This is a genomic window from Isoptericola sp. b408, from assembly GCF_030588085.1.
In the GTDB taxonomy this organism is placed as follows: Bacteria; Actinomycetota; Actinomycetes; order Actinomycetales; family Cellulomonadaceae; genus Isoptericola; species Isoptericola sediminis.
On sequence record NZ_JAUQYQ010000001.1, the window covers coordinates 83,016 to 100,195 of the forward strand.

The following is a 17,180-nucleotide window of genomic DNA, read 5'->3' on the forward strand; positions in this document are numbered from 1 at the left end:
AGGCTGACCCCATGCGCCTGCTCCTGCTCGACACCGCGTCGCTGTACCCGGGGCCTCGGACTAGGCGTCGCTGGGACTGCTCCACTGCATCAGAAGCCCCCGCACGGTCGCCTCATACTGGGCACGGTCGAATCGGAGCGTGAACGCGGGGACCTCATCGATCTGAATCGCCTCACTGATTCCGTCCTGATACGCGATGTCGCGCCACTCGACGGCGGATGCTGTGACCCGAACGTCCGCGCTCACAGCGCCGCACGCCAGGTCGCCGCACTGCGGACAGAACAGCACGCCCGCTCTGCCATCGGTGAACTGCACCCACGGTTCGACCCCGGACTCGTTCTCCAGAACGAGCGCGCGGAGACTCTCGACCGCGAACGCATCACCTCGGGAGCCCTCGGTCAGAAAGGTGATGTCCGTGCACGGCGCACCGTACAAAAGGGCGAGCCGGTCCCGCAGTGGCGCTCCGTCGACCGTCCAGTCAAGGAACCTCACCGGGCTCAACGGGATCGGCTCAGCGCGCCGCCACAGAAACCCTCTCCACCTCACGTCCCAGCGCTCGGACTCTTCCCAGCGCGTGCCGAGCACCGCGAGGGGCACAGCGGCTTCGGACACGGCTTCAGAGCCTACTCTTCAGAACAGGTCCCTGATCGCCGGCGGCCGATCATCGCCGACACCCGCCGCTGGTGGCGGTGCTTCGCCTGGATACGCTGACGAGATGGACTCTCGACCAGAGAAGTTGCTCTTGCTCGACACCGCGTCCCTGTACTTCCGCGCCTACTTCGGCATGCCGGACTCCCTGCGCTCCCCCGACGGCCGGCCCGTCAACGCGGTCCGCGGCCTGCTCGACATGATCGCGTTCCTGATCACCGAGCACCGGCCCGACCGCGTGGTGGCCTGCTGGGACGACGACTGGCGTCCGGCGTTCCGGGTCGAGGCGATCGGCAGCTACAAGGAGCACCGCGTCGCCGAGCTGCGCCAGGAAGGCCCTGACGTCGAGGAGATGCCCGAGGACCTGCGCGCACAGATCCCCGTCATCGTCGACGTGCTGGCCGCGCTCGGCATCGCTCGCGTCGGCTCGCCCGGCTACGAGGCCGACGACGTCATCGGCACGCTCGTGGCCCGGGAGGTCACCCGCCCGGCGGACCCCGAGGACGACGGGCCGCGGGTCGGGATCGTGACCGGCGACCGTGACCTCTTCCAGCTCGTCGACGACGCCGCCGGGGTGGCCGTGCTCTACCCGGCCCGCGGCGTGCGCGACCCGGACGTCGTGGACCAGGCCCGGCTGGCCGAGAAGTACGGCGTGCCGACCGGCACCGCGTACGCCGAGATGGCGGTGCTGCGCGGCGACCCGTCGGACGGTCTGCCCGGGGTCGCCGGGATCGGGGAGAAGACGGCCGCGAAGCTGCTCGCGACGTTCGGGACGCTGGACCGGATCCTCGCGGCCGCGGCCGCCGGGGAGAAGGGCGTCACGCCGTCGCAGCGGACGAAGATCGCCGCGGCGGCCGACTACCTCGCGGTGGCCCCCGACGTCGTCCGCGTGGCCCACGACGCCCCGCTGGAGCCCTTCGACGACTCCCTGCCGAACGAGCCCGCCGACCCCGCCGCCCTCGAGACCTTGGCGGAGCGGTGGGGCATCGGCTCGAGCGTGCACCGGGTGGTGAGCGCCCTGCAGGCGTGATCGTCTGTGACCGTCCACCACCACGCCGGAACGGAGCCCGCGAGATGCCCGCTGTGGAGAGCCTGCCCGAGGGAGCGCCCGGCTGGATGGACCTGGCGACCCACGACCTCGACGCGGCGGTCGCCTTCTACACCGGCCTCTTCGGCTGGGAGCACCGGGACCTCGGCGAGCACTTCGGCCACTACGGTCAGTTCATCCACGGCGGGTCGCCCGTCGCCGGGGTCGCACCCCTGCAGGCCGACGAGCAGACGCCGGGCTGGCACGTGTACCTGTGGACGACGGACGCCGACGGCGTCGCGGGTCGCATCGGGGCGCTCGGGGGGACCGTCGACGTCCCGCCGCAGGACGTCCCGGGGATGGGCCGCTACCTGTTCGCCACCGACCCGACCGGCGGGCCGATCGGGTTCTGGCAGGCCGCGGGCCACCCCGGCTTCACCCGCCTGGCCGAACCCGGCGCCCCGTGCTGGTTCGAGCTGTGGACCAGCGACTACGAGGCGGCGTTGCCGTTCTACCGCGACGCCCTCGGCTGGGACGTGCACGTGATGGCCGACGACGACGCCTTCCGCTACGCGACCCACGGGGCGGGGGACGCCGCCGTGGCCGGGCTCTTCGACGCCGCCGCGCCGCTCGGGGACGACGGCCGGTCGTCCTGGGTGGTCTACCTCGGCGCCGTCGACGTCGACGCCGCGGCGGCGCGCGCGGTCGACCTCGGCGGGACGGTGCACGGCGAGCCGGTCGTGACGCCCTACGGACGCATGGCCGAGGTCACCGACCCGGACGGAGCGGCCTTCCGCATCCTCACCGCCTGAGCACGGCCCCGGCGGGTCCGCGGCGCACGACGGCTCCCGCCGGCGCCGGAGCGCCGACGGGAGCCGTGTCGTGCCTGGTCAGCCGGTGTTCTGCAGGCCCGCGGAGACGCCGTTGACGGTGAGCAGCAGCAGGTGCCGCCAGCGGTCCTTGTACCCGCCGTCGACCCACTCGCCGTCGTCCACCGTCAGGCCCTCGCTGGCACCCTGCGTGCGCAGCGCCCGCAGCGCGCGGACCTGCAGCAACGACAGCGCGTCGACGTACGGCGAGCGGAGCTGGACGGCGCGCCCGAGCACGCGGCGGCTGGCCAGCGGCCACTGGTTGCCGGTCACCTTGAGCACCCACTCGTAGGTGCGGTGCATCTCGGTCAGGACCATCTCGGCCAGGTCGTCCCGGTCGCCGAGGTCGAGGTACATCCGGGCGATCCGCTCGTCGGCCTTCGCCAGGGACATCTCGATGTTGTCGAGCAGCGTGGTGAACAGCGGCCACTCGCGGTAGGCGGCCCGGAGCTCGTCCAGGTCGCCGTACTCGCGCAGCGCCGTGCCCAGGCCGTACCAGCCGGCGAGGTTGATCCGCGCCTGCGACCACGAGAACACCCACGGGATCGCTCGCAGGTCGTCCAGCGAGTTGACCGACAGGCCGCGCTTGGCCGGCCGCGACCCGATCGGCAGCAGGCCGACCTCCTCGAGCGGCGTCACCTCGGCGAACCACTGCGGGAAGCCCTCGGACTGCACGAGCTCGTGGAACCGGGCGCGCGACGTCGCGTCGAGCGCCGCCGCGAGCTCGGAGAACCGCTCGGTGGCCTCCGCGTTGCGCTTCTCGGTCGACGGGGCCGAGGCGAGCAGCGTCGCCGCCGCCACCTGCTCGATGTGCCGGGCCGCGATCGTCGGGTTGCCGTAGCGGGCCAGGATGACCTCACCCTGCTCGGTGAGCTTGAACCGGCCGTCCACCGAGTGCGGCGGCTGCGCGAGCACCGCGCGGTTCGCCGGACCGCCGCCGCGGCCGAGGGCACCGCCCCGGCCGTGGAACAGCGTCAGGGTGATGTCGTGGCGCTGCGCCCACTGCGCGATGCGCGACTGCGCCGAGTGCAGCGCCAGCGTCGCCGCGACCGGACCGACGTCCTTGGACGAGTCGGAGTAGCCGAGCATGACCTCCACCCGGCGACCGTTCTCGGCCAGCCGCTGCTGCACCTGCGGCATCTCGAGCATCGCTTCGAGGATGTCGACCGAGTTCTCCAGGTCGGCGAAGGTCTCGAACAGCGGGATCGCGTCGACGACGGGTGCGTCGTCGGCGCCGTCGAACGCCAGCGCGGCGAGCTCGTACACAGCCGCCATGTGCTCGGGCGCCTGGGTGAAGGACACGATGTAGCGGCGCGCGGCCCGCTGGCCGAAGCGCTTCTGCACGGCACCGAGGGCGCGGAACGTGTCCAGCACCTCGCGGGTGCGGTCCGACAGCTCGCCGTGCACGCCCTTGTCGTGGATCTCCTCCAGAGCGGCGGCGTGTACCTGGGAGTGCTGGCGCACCTCGATCTCGGCCAGGTGGAACCCGAAGCTCTGCACCTGCCACAGCAGTCGCTGCAGGTCGCCGTACGCGGCCCGGTTGGCACCGGCCTCGACCAGCGAGCTCTGCACGATCGCCAGGTCCGCTTCGAGCTCGGCCGGCTCGCGGTAGGCGAGGTCCGCGTCGCGGGCGCGGGTCGCGCCGATCCGGCCGGCGATCGCGAGCACGGCGGCGCGGTGCGGCTCGTTCGGGGACTCGGCGGCGGCCTGGGCGGCCAGCCCCTCCGAGAGCTGGCGCATCCGCTGCCACAGCGCCTTGAGCCCGTCGGAGGCCGGGGTGGTCGCCTCCTCGAGGGTGAGCTTGCGCCCGGTCGCCCGTGCCGCCTGCTCCAGGGCGGTCAGCGCGTGCTCGGCGGCCAGCGTGGCCGCCTGCCGGGTCACCTCGGCGGTGACGTTCGGGTTGCCGTCGCGGTCGCCGCCGATCCAGGAACCCAGGTAGACGAAGGGCTTGGCGAGGGGCTCGGTGCGTCCCGCGTCGCCGTCGAGCAGCCAGTCGTCCAGGCGCCGGTAGACCTCGGGGTAGATCTCGAACAGCGTCGCGTCGAAGACGCCCATGGCGGTCTTGACCTCGTCGAGGACCGTCGGCTTCGACGCGCGGATCGGCGAGGTGCGCCACATCGTGTCGATCTCGGCGATCAGCCGGCGCTCGTTCTCCGAGCGCGAGGTCCCGCCGAGCTCGACGGTGTCGCGGTCGGCCAGCAGGTCGGAGATCCGTCGGACCGCGCCCGACACGGCCCGACGACGGGCCTCCGTCGGGTGGGCGGTCAGCACCGGCCGGAACTCGAGCTCGGACAGGCGGCGCAGCGCCTCCTCGCGTCCGACCTCCTCGGTCAGCCGGGTGAAGGCCGCCGGCAGCGACTCCTCGATCGCCGCGCCGGACTCGGCCTCGCGCTGCCGCAGCACGCGCACGCGGTGGTACTCCTCGGCCAGGTTGGCCAGGTGGAAGTAGCACGTGAAGGCGCGCGCGACCTGCTCGGCCCGCTCCAGCGAGTACCCCGCGACGACGTCCGAGGCCTCGGCCAGCGCGGCGCCGCCGTCGTCCACGCCGTAGGCGCGGATCGTCAGCTCGCGCAGGCGCTCGACGTCGTCGAGCAGGTCCTGCCCGCCCGCCTCGCGCAGGACGTCCCCGAGGAGTCCGCCGAGCAGCCGGATGTCGTCACGCAGCGGGTCCGGCATCTCGTGACGGGCGACCACACGCTCGATCGCGCCCGTGGTCGGGCTCTGGTGTCCGTAGTTGTCGCTCACGCGCTTCAGACTAAGCGGAACCTCGCTTGGGACATAGTTGGCGTCCGCCAGGCGGTCGCGAGGGACGGGGGTCGTCAGACGTCGGCCGAGGCGAGCGGGTCGGGGCGCCCGGCGACGGCGATCTCGACCCGCACGACGTCCTCCAGCGGCAGCGCCGACGACGCCTGCAGGCCACGGGCCGACTCCCCGACGGCCGCCCACGTCGCCACGACCTGGCGCGCCCCGGAGCTGTCCACGAGCACGAGCTCGTAGGACAGGTCCCCGTAGGACCCGGCCACAGCCGGGTACTCGCAGCTCCAGTGCAGCAGGGTTCCCCAGGGCCGGGAGGTGGCCGCCACCGAGGCCGTGACGTCGGCCGAGCCCACCGGGGCGAGCCGGACCTCGACGTCCGCCGCCTCCACGACCGCTCCCCCGTCGGGCGGCGCCGCGTCGAGGGTCAGGCCGGTCAGCACCCCGGCCACGGCGAGCGCGGCGGCCGCCACCGCCCCGACGGACCGGCGACGCAGGCGGGACCGGCGGGCGCGGCGGGCCAGCGCCGTGATCGGCACGGCGTCACCGTCGGCCGCGGCACCGTCCTCGAGCTGCGCGACGGCCTCGCCGGCGGGGAGTCCCGCCAGCAGACCGGGCATCCCGGCGAGCTCGGCGACGGCGGCCCGGCAGTCGGCGCAGCCGGCCAGGTGCGCCTCGAACTCGCGCCGCTCCGCCGGGCCCAGGGAACCCAGGACGTAGGCGGCGTCCCAGTCGACGTAGGGGTCCGGCGGCGACCCGGTCCGTCCGCCAGAGGCGGTCATGACGTCACTCCTCTCTCCTGCAGGGCGAGCCGCAGGGCGCGCAACGCGTAGTGCAGGCGCGACTTGACGGTGCCCGGCGGCACGCCGTGCTCGACAGCCAGCTCCGCCACGGTGCGGCCGCCGTAGTAGGCGCCGACGACGACGGCACGATGGTCCGCGGAGAGCCCGGACAGCGCGTCGGCGACCAGCCAGGCGTCCAGCACCGCCTGGGTCGCGTCCGGCTCCGGGATCTCGGGCACCTGGTCGGTCGTGCGCTCGCGGCGACGACGCGCGCTGCGGGCCTGGTCGACGACGAGGTGCCGCGCGACCGTGAACAACCAGGCACGGACCGACTCCTCGGGGCGCTCGAGCACGTCGGGATGCCTCCACAGCCGCAGCAGCGCCTCCTGGACGACGTCCTGGGCCTCGCCGGGGTCGCGCACCAGCCGGGTCACGTACCGGTGGAGGTCCGCGGCGTGCTCGGTGTGGATCGCCGTGAGGAGCTGGTCATCGGTGGCCACGGACGTCACCCCGCCGGGACCAGCTCGAGGGAGAACTCAACGGCCCCCTCCTCGTCCACCTCCACGAAGCCGAGCGACGGCGCCTCGATGCCGAAGTCGGTGAAGGTCACCGGGACGCTGCCCGCCACCTGCGCACCGTCGGCGGAGGCGGCGACCTGCGCGGGGACGGTGACCTCCCGGGTCACGTCGCGCAGCGTGAGGTCACCGGTCAGCTCGACGTCGCGCCCGCCCGGGTCGAGCACCACGGGCGCCGTGAGCTCGAAGGTGGCCGTCGGGAACGTGTCCACGTCCATGACGCTAGCGCGGAAGTACGCGTCCCGCGGCGCCTGGTCGGTGGCGATCGCCTCGACCCGCACGACCACCTCGGCAGCCGTGACGCTGCCGTCGGCGACCGTCACCGTGCCCGTCACGTCCGACGACGCCGGGTCCGTACGCCCGGTGACCGTCACGTCCTCACCGCGCAGGACCTCGTGCACGCGGTAGCCCGCGAACGACCCGGTCGCGACCGTCCACTCGCCGTCCAGGTCGGCCGGGTCGACCTCCGTCGCCGTGCTGGTGACCGACGGGGCGTCCGCCGCCGACCGGTTGGCCCAGTCCGCGTACAGTCCCGGGCCGGCGATCACCGCCGTCGCGCCCACCACGACCACCGCTCCGGCGACGATCGCCGCCGTGGCCCCTGCCCGCACGCTGCCCACCTCCTCGTCTCGCCCTGGACGGGCCGCCGGCCCCCGACGCGCCCGTACCCCGTACGACGGGACACGGCCCCCGGAGGTTCACCCCACGGTGAACCCCGGAGCGGTCGGTCCCGTCGTACGGGGTGACGGACCGACACGAGGAGTGACCATGCGACGCATCACCAGGACGACCACGGTGGCGATCTCGGCCGTCGCGGCGCTCGCCGCCGTGACGGCGTGTTCCACGCAGGAGGAGCCCGCTGCGCAGGAGACTGCGACCGAGGCGACGACCGGCGAGGAGGAGGCGACCGAGTCCGACGACATGGAGTCGGAGGACACGGAGTCCGAGGACATGGAGTCGGAGTCCGAGGACATGGACGACGACTCCATGGGGCCGGTGCTCGGCACCGCCGACAGCGAGCTGGGCGAGATCGTCGTCGACGGCGTGGGAATGACCGTCTACTTCTTCGACAACGACGAGCCGGGTTCCGGGACGAGCGCGTGCGAGGGCGACTGCCTGGCCGCGTGGCCCCCGGTGCACGCCGGGTCCGAGGAGCCCGAGGTCGAGGGCGTGACCGCGGAGGTCGGCACCATCACCGGCAACGACGGCGAGCTCCAGGTGACCCTGGACGGCCGTCCCGTGTACCTGTTCGCCAACGACGCCGCCCCGGGCGAGGTCTCCGGCCAGGGGGTCAACGACGTCTGGTGGGTCGTGGCCCCGGACGGGTCCGCCGTCACCGAGGGCGGTGGCGGGTACTGACCGGTGCGGTGACGCTCCCGGCCGGCCGGGTCACAGGGTGCCGAGGAGACGGGCGCGGACCTCGTCGCGCTCGGTGTCGGTGACGCGGCCGGCCTCGTGGAGCCTGTCCACCTCCGCCAGCCGGTCCTCGAGCGACGGACCGCTCGAGGTCGCGGACGACCGGTCGGCACCCCGCGCCACCAGGACGATGACCAGCACCACCGCGGCCACCACCGCCAGGGCGCCGAGCACGAGGAGCAGGGCCAGCGCGTACGACATATCCATCGGAACTCCTCCGTGGCGATCGACCGTCAGCGCCAACCTAGCGTCGTGAGACGCCCGCGTCGATGCTGGTGGGGGCCCAGATCGCACCCCGTCGTCGGACCGCCCGCCTAGGGTGGTGACCATGAGCGTGAAGATCGGTGCCCACGTCGGCCTCGCCGACGCCGTGACCGAGGCCCGCACCATGGGCGCCGACGTCGTGCAGGTGTTCCTGTCCGACCCGCAGGCGTGGAAGGTGCCGCCGCTGGAGTACCCGGGCGGGGCCGAGGCCTTCCGGACCGCGACGGCGGAGGCCGGTGTCGACGTCGTCGTGCACGCCCCCTACGTCATCAACGTGGCCTCGACGAACAACCGCATCCGGATCCCGAGCCGCAAGCTCCTGCAGCAGATCATGACCGGGGCCGGGGAGATCGGGGCGAAGGGCGTCGTCGTGCACGGCGGCCACGTCACCGCGCAGGACGACCCGGCCAAGGGCTTCGACAACTGGCGCAAGGCGATCGAGTCCCTGAAGACGGACGTGCCGGTGCTGATCGAGAACACGGCCGGGGGCGACCACTCGATGGCGCGCCGGCTCGACCGGATCGAGCAGCTCTGGGCCGCGGTGCAGCAGGCCGACAGCGACGTCGAGGTGGGGTTCACGCTCGACACCTGCCACGCCTGGGCCGGCGGGCTCGACCTGTCCAGTGTGGTGGACGACATCCGGTCGATCACCGGCCGCGTCGACCTCGTGCACGCCAACGACTCCCGCGACGCCGCCGGGTCCGGGGCGGACCGGCACACGAACTTCGGGGCCGGGGAGATCCCGGAGGAGCTGCTGCTCGCGGTGATCCGTGCCGCCGGGGCACCCGTGGTGTGCGAGACGAAGGGCGACGTCGGGACCGACATCACCTGGCTGCGCGAGCGCCTCTGAGCGTCACGAGCGCCTCCGCGCTCCATGAGCGGCCCCGAGCACGACGCACGACCTGTGGACAGTGACGGTCCGCCCGCGCCGTCGGGGACGACGGACGACCGGTGCGATGGCACCCGTCCACCCTGACCCGATGCGACGTCTTCCCGTGCCACCCCCTGACCTGGAGCCGATGGTCGACCTCGACGACGCCGAAGCAGGACCCGACGGTGATCTCGAGCTCGCCCGTCCGCCACGCCGTCGGCTCCCGCCCCGCGTCGCGCACGACGGGCTCGCGATGGTGGCCGCCGGCGCCGTCCGGCTCGAGGCGGCCCGTCGTGGCATGTCCCAGCAGGACCTCGCGGCCGCCGTCGGACTGTCACGGACGGCGGTCTCGGCACGATTCCGCGGCCGGGTCGCCTGGTCCCTGGACGAGATCGGGACGCTGGCCCAGCTCTTCGGCTGTCGCGTCGTCGACCTGGTCACCGAGGCGCCCCGGCCCCGCGGCATCCAGGCCTGGTAGGTCGGTTCGGCGGACCGGTGGCCCCGGTCTCCGGCAGCCGCCAGCGGTTGGATGTCTTGTTCGGGGGGGTGCGCACCGCGGGCATGCCGACGCCTTGGCGTGCCGGGATCATGCACTGCGCGACTCTCACGCCATGCGTGATCCGCGACCGCGCGGACGTCACGACTCAGGCCCTGCTGACACCACGCAGAACGACAACCCGCCGGCGACGGCGAACCGGGTCGAGCCGGGGATTCGAGGAGACGAGACCTCTGACGGGCTACGGGGCGAGTCCGGCGTCGTGCACGGCGATGGCTGCCTGCACCCGGTTCCCCGCCGCCAGCTTGTCGAGGATCCGCGAGACGTGCGTCTTCACCGTGGGCACGCTCAGGTACAGCTCACCGGCGATCTCGGCGTTGGACAGCCCCCGGGCCAGCTCCGCGGCGACCTCGCGCTCCCGGTCGGTGAGCGTCTCCAGCCGGCGTCGCGCCGCCCGGCGGCCGGCCTCCGACTCCGCGGCCGCACCCCCCGAGACCTGGTCGATGAGCTGGGCCGTCACCGACGGCGACAGCGTCGGCTCGCCGGCCGCAGCCGCCCGCACCGCGGCGACCAGCTGGTCCGGTGGCGTGTCCTTGAGCAGGAACCCCGCCGCTCCGGCGCGCAGCGCACGCAGCACCATGTCGTCCGTGTCGAACGTGGTCAGCACGATCACCCGCGGCATCGCGTCGGCCGCGGCCAGCTGCCGCGTCGCCTCGATCCCGTCGACGCGAGGCATGCGGATGTCCATCAGCACCACGTCGGGCCGGACCCGTCGCACCAGCTCGACCCCCGCGTCCCCGTCGTCCGCGTCCCCGACGACGCGCACCTCGGGCGCTCCGCCGAGGATCAGCCCCAACCCGGCTCGCACCAGAGGGTCGTCGTCCACCACCACCACCGAGATCGTGTCGGTCATGACGACCACGGTAGCCAGGCCCGCACCGTGAACCCGCCGTCAGCCTCGTGCGTCGTGAGGGAACCGCCCGCGAGCTCGGCACGCTCGACCAGACCGAGCAGTCCGAGGCCCGACGGCGGGATGTCGGCAGCGGTCGCAGGTTCCGTCGCCGGCGTCGGGTTCGACACCGTGATGGACAGTCCCCGGCCGGGACCACCCCGCAGCAGGACCGTCGCCGGCATGTGCGCCGCGTGCTTGCGCGCGTTGGTCAGCGCCTCCTGCACGATCCGGTAGGCGGTGCGCGACGTCGTGGTCGGCAACCGGGCGGCCTCGTCCGTCTCGTCGACGACCCGGACGGCCGTCCCCGCCTCCCCGGTCGCCCGCGCCAGGTCCGCCACGTCGGCGAGCGTCGGCTGCGGTCTCTCGGGCCGGTCGACCGGGACCCCTGGGGTGCCACCGGCCTGCCCGGGAGCGCCGGGCCCGTCCAGCCCGCGCAGCACCCCGAGCACCTCGCGCAGCTCGCCGAGCGCCTCGTGGGCGCTGTCCCGGACCAGTCCCGCGGTCTCGGCGACCTTCTCCGGTGGCAGGTCGCTGCGATACGCGAGCGCGCCGGCGTGCATCGCCACCAGGGACATGCGATGGGCGAGCACGTCGTGCATCTCCCGCGCGATCCGCGCCCGCTCGTTCGCCCGCGCCTGGGCGACCCGGCTCGCCTGCTCACGTTCCGCCGTCGCCACCCGCTCGTGCAGCTCGGCGAGGTGCTCCCGCCGCAACCCGACGTACGCGCCGATCCAGATCATCAGCGCGTACGCACCGATGCCGCTGCCGACGTCGAAGACCCAGGTCATGCCGTCGCCGACCGGGTACAGCACCCCGTAGACCCACCCACCCACGACGAACACCGCCCCGACCAGGCCGATGCGCCACCAGCGCCGGTGCGTCGCGAGCGAGACCACCGCGAGCGCCAGGGGACCCGAGGAGAACACCGAGACCGTCGACGCCGCCGCGATCAGCAGCGCGACGGTCGTCGGGAACCGGCGGCGCAGCAGCACCAGACCGAAGCAGAGCAGTCCCACGGAGATGTCCAGGGCGAGGAGGTCGGGCGTGGACTCGCGCTGGCCGGTCTCCACCTCCCACGCGACCGTGCCGGCGACGAGCATGCTCACCGCGAAGGCCGCCAGCAGCCGCCAGGCCTCGCCCCACACGCGGCGCCACCGCGCAGCGGTCGGCGGCGCGGTCGGGGCCGGTCCCGCGACCCCCGGTGCCGGGCGGTCGGCCGAGGAGTACCGGTAGGGGTCGACGGGCGGGGCGGGCACCCTACGAGCCTAGGCGCACCGGGGACGCCGGGGCATCAGCCGAAGGGATGAGCCCGAACCCTCCCACGGGACGACACGGACCCTCCCCACGGGCGATGTGCTGCTCCGGCGCCGCGCGCGAGGGTGGGGCCATGATCACCGTGGAGCACCTGACCAAGAGGTACGGGCCCGTCCTGGCCGTGGACGACGTGTCGTTCACCGCCGAACCGGGCCTCGTGACCGGATTCCTCGGCCCGAACGGCGCCGGCAAGTCCACCGCCATGCGCATGATGACGGGCCTGACCCCGCCCACGAGCGGGGCGACACGGATCCTCGGCAAGCCCTTCGCCGCGCTCGCCAACCCTGGCCGCCGGGTCGGCGTCCTGCTGGACGCCTCCGCCCAGCACGCCGGGCGCACCGGCCGCGAGACGCTGGTGCTGGCCGCCCTGCTGACCGGGGTGGAGCGTCGGCGCGTCGACGAGGTCCTCGACACCGTGGGGCTCACCCCCGCCGAGGCCGGACGCCGGGTACGCACCTACTCCCTGGGGATGCGGCAGCGGCTCGGCCTCGCGACCGCGCTGCTCGGGGACCCCGACGTCCTGATCCTCGACGAGCCCGCCAACGGCCTCGACCCCGCCGGCATCCGCTGGATGCGTGACCTGCTGCGCGACTTCGCGCGCGACGGGGGCACCGTGCTGCTGTCCAGCCACCTGCTGTCCGAGATCGAGCAGGTCGCCGACCGGCTCGTCGTCATCGGCCGCGGCCGGGTCGTGGCCGAGGGCACCAAGGACGAGCTGCTCCGCGCGGCCGGCGTGGTGGTCCGCTCGCTGGACGACCAGGCCCTGGCCGCCGAGCTGCGCCGCGCCGGCGTCGACGTCGAGGCGGGCGTCCACGGCGGGCTGTCCGTCGCGGCGGACGCCGAGACCGTGGCACGGACCGCTGCTGGCGCGGGGGTCCTCGTGACCGAGCTGCGCCCCGCCGACTCCCGCGGGCTGGAGGAGCTGTTCCTCGAGCTCACCGCCGCGGACGCCCGAGAGGAGGTGTCGGCATGACCGCCGTCGACCAGACCCGGACCACCCGCCGCACCGGTGCCCGCACCGCGGCCGAGATCCGCCCCGTCCCCTTCTCCCGCCTGACGCTGGTCGAGTGGCGCAAGCAGCTCGACACCCGGGCCGTGCGGTGGCTGTTCGTCATCATCGCGCTGCTGACGGCCGGCGTCGTCACCGTGACGGCCCTGGTCGGTGACGGCGACGTGTCGTTCGAGACGTTCGTCTCGACCACCTCCACGCCCCTGGCCATGCTGCTGCCGATCGTCGCCATCCTGGCCACGACGGCCGAGTGGTCGCAGCGCACGGCGCTGACCACGTTCACGCTCGAGCCACGCCGCGGACGCGTCGTCGGGGCCAAGCTGCTGACCGCCGTCGGCTCCGGGCTGGCGTTCTTCGTCGTGGCGGTGGGGATCGCCGCTGTCGCCCACGTCGGGGTGGTCATGCTGCGCGACGCCTCGCCGGACTGGGGACTCGGCGCGATGACGGCCGGCATGGCCCTGATGATCGTGCTGTGGATGGTCCAGGGCGTCGCGTTCGGCCTGGCGCTGCAGAGCACCCCGGCCGCGATCGTGGTGTACCTCGCGGTGCCCTCCATCGTCGGGGCGATCACGATGCTCCTGACCTCCTGGTCCGACGTGTGGCCCTGGCTCGACCTCTCCACGTCCTCCGTCCCGCTGATCACGGGCGGGTCGCTGGGCGGCACCGAGTGGGCGCAGCTCGCGACGTCGGCGGCGATCTGGGTCGGCCTGCCCCTGGCGCTCGGCACCTGGCGCGTGCAGCGCGGGGAGGTCAAGACCACCTGACCCGCAGGCCGCCGGGGTGCCGGCACGACGGCGGCCGGGCCGTCCGCTCCGTCCGCCCGGACGGGCGGGCGGCCCGGCGGCGCCGTGCTCAGGACCCGGTCGCGTAGCCGGTCAGCCCGCGGGGTGACCACCGCAGGAGGTGACCCGCGGCGGCCAGGTCCAGGCCCCAGCCGTCCGAGGAGAGCTCGGTGGACCACAGGTCCTCGCCGGTCGCCGCGTCCACGGCGTTCCACCGCGCCAGCACCCGTTCGCCGGTGTAGGTCGGCACGACGACGGCCACGACCGTGCCGTCGGTGAAGGCGGCCTCCAGCTCGCCGCTCCGGCCACCGCCGACCAGCGCCGAGTACTGGACGACGAGGTCGTCCCGGACCCAGCGCACGGCGCCGTCCTCGCGCCCCAGGCCGACGACGCGGTCCAGGCTGTCGAGCACGACCGCCACGTCGTCGGTACGGGCCAGCAGGCGCTCGGCGTTGATGTCCGCCCGCCACAGCTCCTCCCCGGTGCGGTCCAGCGCGATGGTCCGCGCGGCGTAGGCGACCAGCAGCTCGTCGGCGTCACCACCGACCGTGGACAGGGGGTCCAGGACCCGCCCCTCGACCGAGTACAGGTGCTCCCCGTCGGCACCCAGGACGTCGTGCTCCAGGGCCGGTCGGTTCCACACCCCGCTCGAGACGACGTACCCCCCGTCCGCGAGCGGCCGGACCCGCCGCACGACGTCGTCGTCGTCGGACGCGACGTCCGGGACGTCGAGGCGCTTGCCCTCGGGCGTCAGGTAGGCCAGGATCCCGCAGCCCGCGACGCCGATGAGCTCCCGGCCGACCGCGTGGTCGAGCGTGGCACGCCGGTCGACCCGGGCGTTGCGCCCGCCGACGTCCCACGACACGCACTGCGTCCGGTCGCGCACCTGCCCGAACGGCACCGTCGTGACCCAGCGCTCCTCACCGGTGACGGCATCCGCGGCGCTCAGCTCCAGGTCGTAGCCGTCGTCGATCTCCCCGATCACGGTCAGGTTGGTCAGCGGGTCGCCGCGCAGGTCCACGTCCACGTCCTCGGGGTCGCCCACCCACGTCGCCGACACCACCGTGCCGCGGGGACCCGGCACCACGAGGTCGTGGTCGCCCTCGACGGTGCGGCGCACCAGCACGCTGCCGTCGTCCTCGACGACGGTGACGTGCGCCTCCCCGTCGATCTCCTGGGCCACGCAGACCACCAGCTCGGCGGGGCGGACGTCGATCGTGTCGCCCCAGACGGCCATCCCCGGTCCGCAGCTCCCGTCGGCCTCGTCGAGCTGGACCGTCCACCGCGGTCGCCCGGTCGCCAGGTCGATGCCCACCAGCTCGTCGTGCCGGTGCACCGCGACCACCTCGCCCTGCATGGCGACGAGCCCGCCGCTCAGCCCGAGCCCACCGATGTCCTCGTTCAGGCTCCAGGCCTCGAAGGGCGGGCCCGACAGGTCCGTCACCCCGCCGGCCGCCGCACGCAGGTCGTCACCACGCCAGCGGTCCGCGGCCCCGTCGACGAGCACCACGGCGGCCAGCACCCCCACCAGGCCCAGGACCCCGACCCAGCGCACCCGCCGCGCCCGGCCGGACCACCGCCGTCGGGCTCCCGACGCCGGTCCCGGGACTGCGCCGGCGGACTCACCGGGGTCCGCGGCCTCCTGGAACGCAGGTTCACGACCGGCCTCGGACCCGTCAGGAACGAGGTCGAACGTGAACGCCCCCTCGGGGGCACCTCGTCGTCGCCCCACCTCTCGACGTTACCGCTGTTCGAGCACTCTGACCGAGATGATCTCGGGCCAGGCCCGGAAGAAGGGACCGTCCTGACGGACCTCGTGCAGCAGCAGGTGCCCGTCCACGGCGGTGACCCACGGCAGACCGTCCAGGTCCAGGCCCGTGCGGTGCGCGTCGCCGCTGGTGAGATCGACCGTGAGGAGGCTGCCGGGCCACGTGGGACCTGCGTCGATGCCCTCCATCAGCGCGACCGTGACGCGCTCGCCGTCGGTGACGGCCGACGTCGGCCACACCCAGCGACCGTCCGGTGCGGGATGGACCATGTCGATGCGCCACCGCTCCGCGCCGTCCCCGTCGTCCAGGGCCACCAGGTCGGTGGACACGTCGGTGGACACCACGGTGGCCCCCGCGGCGCGGGCGAGCACCCGGGCACGGCCCTCGAGCTCGGTCTCCCAGCGCGTCTCCCCGTCCGACGCCAGCCCGACGACGGTGCTGCCCCGGGTGGCGATCACCGCGGGGTCCGCCGTCCCCACCTGCGCCGCGGGTGCCTGCACCCTGCCGTCGGGGTCGAGGGCCGGCCCCGCGCCGTCGTCGGCCACCAACCCGGCACCGGCGAGACGCCGGGACACCACGAAGCCACCCCCCGGGAACGGCTCGACGAGCTCCCCGGACGGCAGGTCGGCGAACGCGACACCGGCCACGTCGGTGACGCCCAGCGGCGTACCGTCCGTGGCCATCCCCGTACCGCCCTGGCACATCTGGTATCCCACGACCGACGGTGTCGCGATCGGTTCGCGGACTCCCTTCAGCTCGATCCGCGTGGTCGCCGGACGGGGTCGTCCCGCGGCGTCGGCCGTGAGGACGACGCAGTCCTGCAGGGACTGCGGCCACCGTTCCGCCGTGCTCTCGGCCCGCACGGCACCGGTGAGGGCGTCCTCCACGCGCAGCGTCGCCGGGCCCAGACCCTCGGGGTCGATCCCCGCGACCACCCGTGGCGCCGACGAGTTCTCCACCGTCCGCGGTTCCGGCAGGTCGATCTCGTGCTCGACCACGGCGAGCCCGCCGGCGGCTGCGGGCGCCACGAACACCCCGGCCTCGGGGCTCGGCTGCGGGTCGAGCGTCCGCTCCCCCACCTGTGCACCGGTGGCGTCGAGCACCGTGACCGTCCGCGCGCCCGCGGTGCCGTGCAGGCAGGTCACGAGGTCGGTCGTCATCGTCCACTCGACACCGCTGCTCAGGCGGGGGCGCGGGCCGCACTCCGGCTCCGGTCCGAGATCGGCACGCCATCGTTCGGTGCCGTCGGCGACGTCCCGGACGACGACGTCCTCACCGTCGACGAACGCGAGACCCCCGTCGGCCAGCACCGCGACCACGGCGGAGGCCTCGGTGCTCCACGCCTCGCCGAGATCACCGTGCAGGGACACCACGCCGCCGGGGGCGGCCCGCAGCCGGTCCGCCCGGACCTGCTCGGCCAGCTGCAGACCGACGACGGACGCCCCCGCGACGGCCAGCAGGGCACCGCCGACCGCCACGACCGCGGCCCGGCGTCGGCGGCGCGAGGCCGCTCGCCACCACGCGGCCGCCCGGGTCCACCACTCCGGCCGGTCCGGCGGACGCGGCTCGCCGCCCGGGGGTCGCCCCGCCTCGTCCCCGTCGGCGGACACGTCGAACGCCACCACGGGGCCGTCGGGTCGTGCCGCCATGCC

At 74.1% G+C, this 17,180-nt stretch carries 17 protein-coding genes; 7 read left to right on the forward strand and 10 right to left on the reverse strand.

What is annotated here, in order from left to right; genetic code table 11:
• Positions 1-60: 60 nt before the first annotated feature.
• On the reverse strand, positions 61-612 hold the full coding sequence (locus tag Q6347_RS00365; protein WP_304606316.1) for a hypothetical protein: 552 nt from the start codon (positions 610-612) through the stop codon (positions 61-63).
• 103 nt (positions 613-715) lie between these two features.
• On the opposite strand from Q6347_RS00365, the gene Q6347_RS00370 reads away from it, so the two are divergent.
• Both Q6347_RS00370 and Q6347_RS00375 read left to right on the forward strand, forming a co-directional pair.
• Positions 716-1,678 carry a 5'-3' exonuclease gene (locus tag Q6347_RS00370; RefSeq protein WP_304606317.1) on the forward strand — a complete coding sequence of 321 codons (963 nt, stop codon included), beginning with the start codon at positions 716-718 and terminating at the stop codon, positions 1,676-1,678.
• A 44-nt stretch (positions 1,679-1,722) separates the two neighbouring features.
• Positions 1,723-2,487 (forward strand): VOC family protein, encoded by a 765-nt coding sequence (locus tag Q6347_RS00375; RefSeq protein WP_304604699.1) that lies wholly within the window; start codon positions 1,723-1,725, stop codon positions 2,485-2,487.
• A gap of 78 nt (positions 2,488-2,565) precedes the next feature.
• Here the strand turns inward: Q6347_RS00375 and Q6347_RS00380 are convergent, their stop codons facing one another.
• The 4 genes from Q6347_RS00380 to Q6347_RS00395 all read right to left on the reverse strand — a co-directional run bounded on the left by Q6347_RS00380 (position 2,566) and on the right by Q6347_RS00395 (position 7,266).
• The gene (locus tag Q6347_RS00380; RefSeq protein WP_304604795.1) at positions 2,566-5,220 is read right to left on the reverse strand and encodes a phosphoenolpyruvate carboxylase; all 2,655 of its coding nucleotides are present in this window, start codon (positions 5,218-5,220) and stop codon (positions 2,566-2,568) included.
• A 143-nt stretch (positions 5,221-5,363) separates the two neighbouring features.
• Positions 5,364-6,080, reverse strand: a complete 717-nt coding sequence (locus Q6347_RS00385; protein WP_304606318.1) for an anti-sigma factor — start codon at positions 6,078-6,080, stop codon at positions 5,364-5,366.
• On the reverse strand, positions 6,077-6,580 hold the full coding sequence (locus Q6347_RS00390; protein WP_171246200.1) for a sigma-70 family RNA polymerase sigma factor: 504 nt from the start codon (positions 6,578-6,580) through the stop codon (positions 6,077-6,079). The genes Q6347_RS00385 and Q6347_RS00390 overlap by 4 nt, the downstream gene beginning before the upstream one ends.
• Before the next feature lie 5 nt (positions 6,581-6,585).
• Positions 6,586-7,266 carry a YceI family protein gene (locus Q6347_RS00395; protein ID WP_304606319.1) on the reverse strand — a complete coding sequence of 227 codons (681 nt, stop codon included), beginning with the start codon at positions 7,264-7,266 and terminating at the stop codon, positions 6,586-6,588.
• Positions 7,267-7,423: 157 nt separating this feature from the next.
• On the opposite strand from Q6347_RS00395, the gene Q6347_RS00400 reads away from it, so the two are divergent.
• A complete protein-coding gene (locus Q6347_RS00400) occupies positions 7,424-8,014 on the forward strand; it encodes a hypothetical protein (RefSeq protein ID WP_304604702.1) in 591 nt (196 codons plus the stop codon).
• 30 nt (positions 8,015-8,044) lie between these two features.
• Here Q6347_RS00400 and Q6347_RS00405 read toward each other — a convergent pair whose 3' ends face one another.
• Positions 8,045-8,278: a hypothetical protein gene (locus Q6347_RS00405; protein ID WP_304606320.1), complete on the reverse strand. Its 234-nt coding sequence runs from the start codon at positions 8,276-8,278 to the stop codon at positions 8,045-8,047.
• Between the two features lie 121 nt (positions 8,279-8,399).
• Here Q6347_RS00405 and Q6347_RS00410 point away from each other — a divergent pair, with 121 nt between their 5' ends.
• Together Q6347_RS00410 and Q6347_RS00415 are read left to right on the forward strand one after the other, a co-directional pair.
• The gene (locus Q6347_RS00410; RefSeq protein WP_304606321.1) at positions 8,400-9,185 is read left to right on the forward strand and encodes a deoxyribonuclease IV; all 786 of its coding nucleotides are present in this window, start codon (positions 8,400-8,402) and stop codon (positions 9,183-9,185) included.
• 130 nt (positions 9,186-9,315) lie between these two features.
• On the forward strand, positions 9,316-9,684 hold the full coding sequence (locus Q6347_RS00415; protein ID WP_304606322.1) for a helix-turn-helix transcriptional regulator: 369 nt from the start codon (positions 9,316-9,318) through the stop codon (positions 9,682-9,684).
• A gap of 259 nt (positions 9,685-9,943) precedes the next feature.
• Here Q6347_RS00415 and Q6347_RS00420 read toward each other — a convergent pair whose 3' ends face one another.
• Positions 9,944-10,615 carry a response regulator transcription factor gene (locus tag Q6347_RS00420; RefSeq protein ID WP_304606323.1) on the reverse strand — a complete coding sequence of 224 codons (672 nt, stop codon included), beginning with the start codon at positions 10,613-10,615 and terminating at the stop codon, positions 9,944-9,946.
• A complete protein-coding gene (locus Q6347_RS00425; RefSeq protein WP_304606324.1) occupies positions 10,612-11,910 on the reverse strand; it encodes a sensor histidine kinase in 1,299 nt (432 codons plus the stop codon). The genes Q6347_RS00420 and Q6347_RS00425 overlap by 4 nt, the downstream gene beginning before the upstream one ends.
• A gap of 131 nt (positions 11,911-12,041) precedes the next feature.
• Between Q6347_RS00425 and Q6347_RS00430 the strand changes: the two genes are divergently transcribed.
• Both Q6347_RS00430 and Q6347_RS00435 read left to right on the forward strand, forming a co-directional pair.
• Positions 12,042-12,941, forward strand: coding sequence for an ABC transporter ATP-binding protein (locus Q6347_RS00430; protein ID WP_304606325.1), 900 nt, complete (start codon positions 12,042-12,044; stop codon positions 12,939-12,941).
• On the forward strand, positions 12,938-13,741 hold the full coding sequence (locus tag Q6347_RS00435) for an ABC transporter permease (RefSeq protein WP_304604708.1): 804 nt from the start codon (positions 12,938-12,940) through the stop codon (positions 13,739-13,741). Before Q6347_RS00430 ends, Q6347_RS00435 begins: the two co-directional genes overlap by 4 nt.
• A gap of 88 nt (positions 13,742-13,829) precedes the next feature.
• On the opposite strand, the gene Q6347_RS00440 is transcribed toward Q6347_RS00435, so the two are convergent.
• A complete protein-coding gene (locus Q6347_RS00440; protein ID WP_304604709.1) occupies positions 13,830-15,491 on the reverse strand; it encodes a PQQ-binding-like beta-propeller repeat protein in 1,662 nt (553 codons plus the stop codon).
• A gap of 9 nt (positions 15,492-15,500) precedes the next feature.
• The gene (locus tag Q6347_RS00445) at positions 15,501-17,177 is read right to left on the reverse strand and encodes a PQQ-binding-like beta-propeller repeat protein (RefSeq protein ID WP_304606326.1); all 1,677 of its coding nucleotides are present in this window, start codon (positions 17,175-17,177) and stop codon (positions 15,501-15,503) included.
• Between the last annotated feature and the right edge of the window lie 3 nt (positions 17,178-17,180).